The organism is Streptomyces sp. NPDC028635 (genome assembly GCF_040637635.1).
Taxonomy (GTDB): Bacteria; Actinomycetota; Actinomycetes; order Streptomycetales; family Streptomycetaceae; genus Streptomyces.
On the sequence record NZ_JBEZWX010000083.1, the window covers coordinates 1 to 5,332 of the forward strand.

Annotated in this window: 4 protein-coding genes; all 4 read left to right on the forward strand. The window is 73.0% G+C overall.

Going from position 1 to position 5,332, the window contains the following annotated elements:
• Nucleotides 1–310: 310 nt before the first annotated feature.
• The 4 genes from AB0E88_RS35615 to kynU all read left to right on the forward strand — a co-directional run bounded on the left by AB0E88_RS35615 (nt 311) and on the right by kynU (nt 4,975).
• Nucleotides 311–2,368 carry an Ig-like domain-containing protein gene (locus AB0E88_RS35615; RefSeq protein ID WP_361639353.1) on the forward strand — a complete coding sequence of 686 codons (2,058 nt, stop codon included), beginning with the start codon at nt 311–313 and terminating at the stop codon, nt 2,366–2,368.
• A 13-nt stretch (nt 2,369–2,381) separates the two neighbouring features.
• Nucleotides 2,382–2,795: a DUF3151 domain-containing protein gene (locus AB0E88_RS35620; protein WP_361639356.1), complete on the forward strand. Its 414-nt coding sequence runs from the start codon at nt 2,382–2,384 to the stop codon at nt 2,793–2,795.
• A 166-nt stretch (nt 2,796–2,961) separates the two neighbouring features.
• On the forward strand, nt 2,962–3,801 hold the full coding sequence (locus AB0E88_RS35625) for a tryptophan 2,3-dioxygenase family protein (protein ID WP_361639359.1): 840 nt from the start codon (nt 2,962–2,964) through the stop codon (nt 3,799–3,801).
• Nucleotides 3,794–4,975, forward strand: a complete 1,182-nt coding sequence (kynU, locus tag AB0E88_RS35630; RefSeq protein WP_361639362.1) for a kynureninase — start codon at nt 3,794–3,796, stop codon at nt 4,973–4,975. Before AB0E88_RS35625 ends, kynU begins: the two co-directional genes overlap by 8 nt.
• Nucleotides 4,976–5,332: the final 357 nt, after the last annotated feature.

The window sequence follows — 5,332 nt, forward strand, 5'->3', positions numbered from 1 at the left end:
AACCCCCGGCGCCCCCCCGCCACCCGCATCACGAATCGGGCCCGCAGCACCACCCCCGACGCCCCGGGGCCCGTACCGCGGCCCGCCCCCGGGGCCTTCGGCGCGCCCGGGGGCGGGGGTTTCGCGCCGGGCCTTCGGCGTGCCCGGGAGTGGGAGTTTCGCGCCGGACCGTGGGCGTGCGCGGGGGATCGGGATTCGGCGCCGGGCCTTCGGCGTGCCACGGCCCCAGGGGGCGCCGGGGGTGATACCCGCGCGCGCGATGTCAGGGACATGCTCTACGCTGCGCTTCACCGCGTCCCCTCGAGGACGCGTGGACCATTGGGGGGTCTTCTACATCGTGCGTAAGCGCTCTCTCTCGGCCGCGACGGCGCTCGCGGTCCTCTGCAGTTCCGCGGCGCTCGTCGCGGGCACGGCCGGCTCCGCGGCGGCGGACAGCAGCTTGCTGCTGCCGCTCAAGAGCGCCGGGGACGTCGTGGTGGACGGCGTCCACCAGCGGATCTTCATCAGCGACCCGTCCGCCGGCAAGGTCGTCGCGACCAACTACGCGGGCGCCGTGCTGGCCACCGCCGACGCGCTGCCGGGCGTCACCGGCCTCGCCCTGTCCGACGACGCGAGCCGCCTGTACGCCGCGGTACCCGGCGCCGACGCCGTCGTCGCCCTGGACACCCGGGCGGTCACCGAGCAGGCCCGGTACGCGACCGGCGCCGGCACCCACCCGCGTTTCCTCGCGCTCGCGGGCGGCAAGATCTGGTTCGGCTACGGCAGCGACCTCGCGAACGGCGCCTGGGGCGACGACGACGGCGACATCGGGTCGCTGGACGTCTCCGGCGCCGAGCCGGCGGTGGCCCTCGGCCAGGACACCGAGACGGCCTACTCGGGCGCCCCGCGGCTGGTCGCCTCGCCGGCGAACCCGAACGTCATCGCCGCCGCCGGCTCGTACTCCGGCACCTTCGCCCTCGCCACCTACGACGTGACGACGGGCAGCGCGGTGCGCACCGCGCGCGCCGAGGGCAGCGCGGACGCGGCACGCGGCATGACGAACGACTTGGCCTACACGCCGGACGGCACCCGCCTGATCACGGCCAACCCGGGCGGCAGCCACTCCGTCTGGCAGGCCTCGGACCGCGACCTCACCCAGGTCGCCGGCTACCCGAGCGAGTACAACGGCGCCGCCGTGGCCGTCGCCCCGGACGGCACCGTGGCGGTGGGCTCCGACGCGGTGTACGGCGACGACGTCTTCGTCTACCGCCCCGGTGAGCAGACCGCCGTGCGGCACTACGACTTCCCCGGCACCGGTTACATCGGCAACGGCGGCGGGGACGAACTGGTCGACGGCGGTCTCGCCTGGGAGCCCGGCGGCAGCCGCCTCTTCGCCGTGACCCGCAACGACCGCGGTGGCCTGCGGCTGCAGCGGATGGACGAGCCGGTGAAGTCCGCGCCCGCCGTCACCGTCCAGGCGCCCGGCACGGCCCCGCTCGACAAGGCGCTCACCGTCTCCGGCACCGTCACCGCGAGCCTGCAGCTGCCCGCCGGCACGCCGCTCACCGTGACGCGGTACGACGCCGAGGCCCCGAACGGCAAGGCGCTCGGCACCAGGCCGCTGGGTGCGAACGGCGCGTACTCCTTCACCGACACCCCGACCGCGGCCGGCACCGTCACCTACAAGGTGGCCTACGCCGGGGACGCCGAGCACGCGACCGCAGCCGGGATCGCCCGGGTGAAGGTCGCCTACAAGCCGACCGCGATCAGCCTCGACCGCAACGGCACGGTCGTGAACTACGGCACGACGGTGACGTACACGGCCACCCTCGGCGCGACGTACAAGAACCGTGTCGTGGAGATCTGGGCCGACCCGTGGGGCTACGAGCCCAAGCGGCTGCTGAAGCGCGGCACGGTCAACGCCCAGGGCAAGCTGTCGGCGTCGATGTGGATGAACCGCGACACCACCGTCACCGCGGTCTTCGCCGGGGACGCCCGCAACGGCGCCGCGTCGGCCAGGTCGGGGGTGTACACCCGCGCCGGGGTGACGACCACGCTGTCCCGCCACTACAAGTGGACCAAGATCGGCACCACCTGGTACCAGACCTACCACCAGAGCACCGACGCGCTGATCACCACCTGGCACAACGCCTACCCGGGCCGCTACACGCGGATCGACTTCCAGGTGTACGTGCAGGGTGCCTGGCAGACCGGCTTCTCCGAGTTCTACGAACTCGGCAGCGACGGCAAGATGTACCTCACCCTCGACAACGACGGCGCCGCGGGCTACCGCGCCCGGGTGCGCTCCGTGTACGTCGACGGCTACAACGGCGACAACGTGAACGCGGGCGTCACCGGCCCGTGGAAGTACCTCAACGTCACCCGGTGACAGACTGGATCCCATGTCCCTTCACGAGAACCTGCTCGGGGGTCCGCCCCCCACCCACCTGCCCGACGACCCGGAGCCGCGCGAGCTCCTCGCCAAGGGCACCCCGCCCGCCCAGGTCGCCGCGCGCTTCCCGGCGTCCTCGCTCGCCTGGGCCCAGCTGGCCGACGACGCGTTCGAGCGGGGCGCGGCCGTGGAGTCCTACGCGTACGCCCGTACGGGCTACCACCGCGGCCTGGACGCGCTGCGGCGCAACGGCTGGAAGGGCCACGGCCCGGTGCCGTGGGAGCACGAGCCGAACCGCGGCTTCCTGCGGGCCCTGCACGGCCTGGCGCGGGCCGCGCAGGCGATCGGCGAGGAGGAGGAGTACGAGCGCTGCTCGCAGTTCCTGAAGGACTCCTCGGCGACGGCGGCGCAGACGCTGGGCTAGTCGCCCGGACGCCGTACTACAGCGTTTTCCCTGGTGGGCCCGCCCTTGACGGGGCGGGCCTTGCCGTTTCCCGAGTGATTGCGGAGGATGCGGGTGGGGACCGGGGCCCCCGTGCCGGTAACGGCAGGGGCGGACCGCTACCCGGAGTGCACAACAGGAGACAGCGATGTCCCACGAGGCTCACCAGTCAGACGAGCTTCAGACCCCGCATCTCGACTTCGAGGGCACCACGCCGTACGAGGACTACGTCAAGGCGGACGTGCTCACCCATCTCCAGCACACCCTCTCCGACGATCCCGGAGAGATGGTCTTCCTAGTCACGACCCAGGTGATGGAGCTGTGGTTCACGGTCGTCGTCCATGAGTGGGAGACCGCCGCGCGCGCCCTGCGCGAGGACCGGGTGCCGGTCGCGATCGATGCGCTGAAACGTTCCGTCCGCGAGCTGGAGGCGCTGAACGCCTCCTGGAAGCCGCTGGGCGGACTCACCCCGCAGCAGTTCAACTCCTACCGGTCCGCCCTCGGCGAGGGCTCCGGTTTCCAGTCCGCGATGTACCGGCGACTGGAGTTCCTGCTCGGTGAGAAGTCCGCGTCCATGCTGGTGCCGCACCGCGGCGCGCCCCGCGTCCACGCGGAACTGGAGAAGGCGCTGCACGAGCCGTCGTTGTACGACGAGGTGGTGCGGCTGCTCGCCCGGCGCGGGTACGGCATTCCGGCGTCGGTGCTCGGGCGGGACGTGTCCCGCAAGTACGAGCCGTCCGACGCCGTCGAGGAAGCCTGGGCGGAGATCTACTCCGGTGACCAGAGCGGTGAACTCGCACGGCTGGGCGAGGCGTTGACGGACGTCGCGGAGCTGGTGTGGCGCTGGCGCAACGACCACCTGACGGCCACGCGGCGTGCGATGGGCGCCAAGCAGGGCACGGGCGGGTCGGCCGGGGTGGCATGGCTGGAGAAGCGCGCGCAGAAGAACGTGTTCCCGGAGCTGTGGACGGCGAGGTCTCATGTCTGAACTGCGGGAGCGGGCGGGGAAGCTGGACGCCGCGGACGAACTCGCGGGCGTACGCGGCAGGTTCGTCCTCGATGACGTCGTGTATCTGGACGGCAACTCGCTCGGCGCGCTGCCGGCGCACGTCCCGGGGCGGGTCGAGGACGTGGTCCGCCGCCAGTGGGGCGAGTTGCGCATCCGTTCCTGGGACGAGAGCGGCTGGTGGACGGCGCCCGAGCGGATCGGTGACCGGATCGCGCCGCTGGTCGGTGCGGCGCCGGGGCAGATCGTGGTGGGCGACTCGACCAGCGTGAACGTGTTCAAGGCGCTGGTCGGAGCGGTGCGGCTGGCCGGGGACGGGCGGGACGAGATCCTCGTCGACGCCTCGACCTTCCCCACGGACGGCTACATCGCCGAGTCGGCGGCGCGGCTGACGGGGTGCACGCTGCGGGCGCTGACGCCGGCCGAGGTGCCGGGCGCGCTGTCGGAGCGTACGGCGGCGGTGCTGCTGAACCACGTCGACTACCGCACCGGGCGCCTGCACGACCTGCCGTCGCTGACGGCCGCGGTGCACGGGGTGGGCGCGGTCGCGGTGTGGGACCTGTGCCACAGCGCGGGGGCGCTGCCGGTGGGGCTGGACGAGCACGGCGTGGACCTGGCGGTCGGCTGCACCTACAAGTACCTCAACGGCGGGCCGGGTTCGCCGGCCTACCTGTACGTGCGCCGCTCGCTGCAGGACCGCTTCGACTCGCCGCTGCCGGGGTGGAACTCGCACGCCGAGCCGTTCGGCATGCGACCCGAGTACGCGCCGGCGGACGGTGCGCTGCGCGGGCGTGTGGGCACGCCGGACATCCTGTCCATGCTGGCCCTCGAGGCGGCGCTGGACGTCTGGGACGGGGTGTCGATCCAGGCGGTCCGCGCCAAGTCGCTCGCGCTGACGGACTTCTTCCTGGAGTGCGTCGCGGAGTACGTGGGTGAGGGGCTCGTCGAGTCCATCACGCCGGTGGCGCACGCGGAGCGCGGCAGCCAGGTCGCGCTGCGGTGCGCGGACGCCGGTGACGTCATGAAGCGGCTGATCGAGCGGGGGGTGGTGGGCGACTACCGGGCTCCCGACGTCCTGCGCTTCGGTTTCACACCGCTGTACGTGGGGTTTGCGGATGTGGAGCGGGCGGCTCGGGGGGTGGCTGCGGTGCTTTAGCCTGCGGCGCCGCGGCGTGTTTCGGGTGCGGGTGCGTTGTGCCTGCGGCGCGGGGTGCGTTGTCGCTCTGCGGGTGCGTGGGGGCTGGTCGCCGTTGCCTGCGGCGCCTGTGCGGGTGCGTTGTGGCTGGTCGCCGTTGCCTGCGGCGCCTGTGCGGGTTCGTTGTGGCTGGTCGCGCCGTTCCCCGCGCCCCTTTCGTGCCTGCGGCGGCCCGTTGCTGTCCGGTGGGGGGTGCGGTCGCGCCTGCGGTCGGTGGTCACGGCGGGGCCGGGGTGGGGGGTGTCCGTCCTCGGTCCGGCCGGCCGTCACTCGGTACGGCGCCCTGTGCCGGTGCCGGACGCTGCGGGCGGACACCCC

Bases quoted from the DNA above. Each gene is read 5' to 3' on its own strand.
- kynU (WP_361639362.1), top strand. From the start codon at position 3,794: ATGTCTGAACTGCGGGAGCGGGCGGGGAAGCTGGACGCCGCGGACGAA.
- AB0E88_RS35620 (WP_361639356.1), top strand. From the start codon at position 2,382: ATGTCCCTTCACGAGAACCTGCTCGGGGGTCCGCCCCCCACCCACCTG.
- AB0E88_RS35625 (WP_361639359.1), top strand. From the start codon at position 2,962: ATGTCCCACGAGGCTCACCAGTCAGACGAGCTTCAGACCCCGCATCTC.